Genomic DNA, 1,893 nt, shown 5'->3' on the forward strand with positions numbered 1-1,893 from the left:
CGTCGGTCGCGGGGTCGCGGCCGAAGGCGAGCGCGAGCGGCGGCGGCGAGAAGACGCCGTTGAGGCGCCCCGGGTCGGCGTCGCCGACGACGCCGAGCGACGCCGCCGACCACACCGGGCGCACGAACGCGACCGGCTCGGTGGGGCTGGGGACGTAGAGGGACTGCGCGTCGAAACCGGAACGGAATGTGCCGCTCGCGCCCGTGGGCAGGATGCCGTCGCCTCCGAGGATCGTGACGTCGGTGAGGTCGCCGGTGCCACGCGCCTCTGCCGTGATCTCGACGGCGTCCGCCGTGCAGCGCAGCTCGAGCGTGCGCTCGGCCCAGGCGCTGGAGCGGGTCGCGACGGTGACGACGACCGCGCCGTCCTCGGTGCGGACCTCCGGCTCGGCGAGGCTCATGCTCTCGTCGCGCGCACCGCGGGTGTGGATGCTCGACAGCGCGCAGATCCGCATCCAGCGCGCCCCGTCGGCATCGGCGAACTCCAGGTACGGCGACTTCATGAGTCCGGCCGGACCCGTGCGCCAGGAGAGGGAGTAGCGGGCTCCCCGGATCGTCCGCCGATCGGAGTCACTCGTCAGCGAGGGAGTGGAGCTCATGCCGTCCAGTCTATGTGATAACGTTCCCATGTGTTCGATGCCGACACGATTCCCGGCCCCGCGCCCGTCATCCCGCAGCCGCGGCGCGTCGAAACCCACGCAGGCGGCTGGCCGCTCGCCGAGTTGCCGGTGGAGGAGAGATCGGCGCCGGATCTGCCGCCCGAGGGGTATCGCCTGGAGGTGGCCGACGGGCGGGCCGTGGTCGAGGCCTCCGATCCCCGTGGCTTCCGCCATGCGCGCGCGACGCTCGCCGAGCTCGCGGGTGCCCACGGCGAGGTGCCGGGCGTCAGGATCGAGGACGCCCCGGTGCTGCGGCACCGCGGGATCATCGAGGGCTTCTACGGCGAGCCGTGGTCGCACGCTGAGCGTCTGGCCGCGCTGCGGCTCGCAGGCCGGGTGAAGCTCAACTCGTATGTGTACGCGCCCAAGGACGACCCGTGGCACCGCGAGCGGTGGCGCGAGCTGTACCCAGTGGCTGAGCTCGGGCAGCTCGCCGAGCTGGCGCGCGTCGGCGCCGAACACGGCGTCGAGGTCGTCGTCGCCCTGCACCCGGCAGGGTCGATGGCGTTCTCCGACGACACGGAGCACGAGCTGCTCGCGGTGAAGGCCGCGCAGCTGCTCGACGCCGGCATCCCCGGCATCGCGCTGCTGTTCGACGACGTTCCGATGGAGCCGCGGCACGAGGCGGATCGCGCGCACTTCGGCGACGACGCCGCCGCGCTCGGCAGGGCGCACGCCGGGACGGCGCGCCGGTTCGCCGAGACGGTGATGCGCGTCCGGCGTCCTGGCGCCGACCTGCTCGTGGTACCCACCGACTACGCCGGCACGCAGGCGTCGGCGTATCGCGAGGCGTTCGCCGCGGGACTGCCCGACGAGGCGCTGGTGTGGTGGACGGGCCGCGACATCGTGGTCGGCGACATCACGCGCGACGACATCGACGCGGCCGCCGCCGTGTTCGGCGACCGCCTGCTGCTGTGGGACAACTTTCCCGTCAACGACTTCGATCGCGGCCGGGCATTCCTGGGCCCGCTCCTCGGTCGCACGAGCGACGTCGAGGGGTCGGCGCTGCGCGGCGCCTGGTCGAACCCCATGGTCGAGTTCTCTCCTGGCTGCTTCGGCATCGCCGCGTTCGCGGACTGGGCATGGAATCCCCGGGACTACGACCCCGACCGCGCGGCCGCGGCGGCGCTGCGGATCGTGGCGGGACCGGATGATCCCGGCACGCGCGCAGAGCGCGCGCTCGATCCGGCTGCCGCGGCCCTCGCCCCGCTCGTGCGCACGCTGTCGTCGTGGCC

General features: G+C 73.5%; 1 protein-coding gene and 1 pseudogene. One reads left to right on the forward strand and one right to left on the reverse strand.

Translation table 11 applies throughout. The features are described from left to right. Positions 1 to 598: pseudogene (locus tag EIO58_RS17100) on the reverse strand (hypothetical protein); the annotation flags it as partial. Between the two features lie 30 nt (positions 599 to 628). On the opposite strand from EIO58_RS17100, the gene EIO58_RS17105 reads away from it, so the two are divergent. After that, positions 629 to 1,893 (forward strand): beta-N-acetylglucosaminidase domain-containing protein (locus EIO58_RS17105; protein ID WP_205789355.1); only part of this gene is annotated, 1,265 nt, incomplete at its 3' end.

This window comes from Microbacterium sp. CPCC 204701, from assembly GCF_004010105.1.
In the GTDB taxonomy this organism is placed as follows: Bacteria; Actinomycetota; Actinomycetes; order Actinomycetales; family Microbacteriaceae; genus Microbacterium.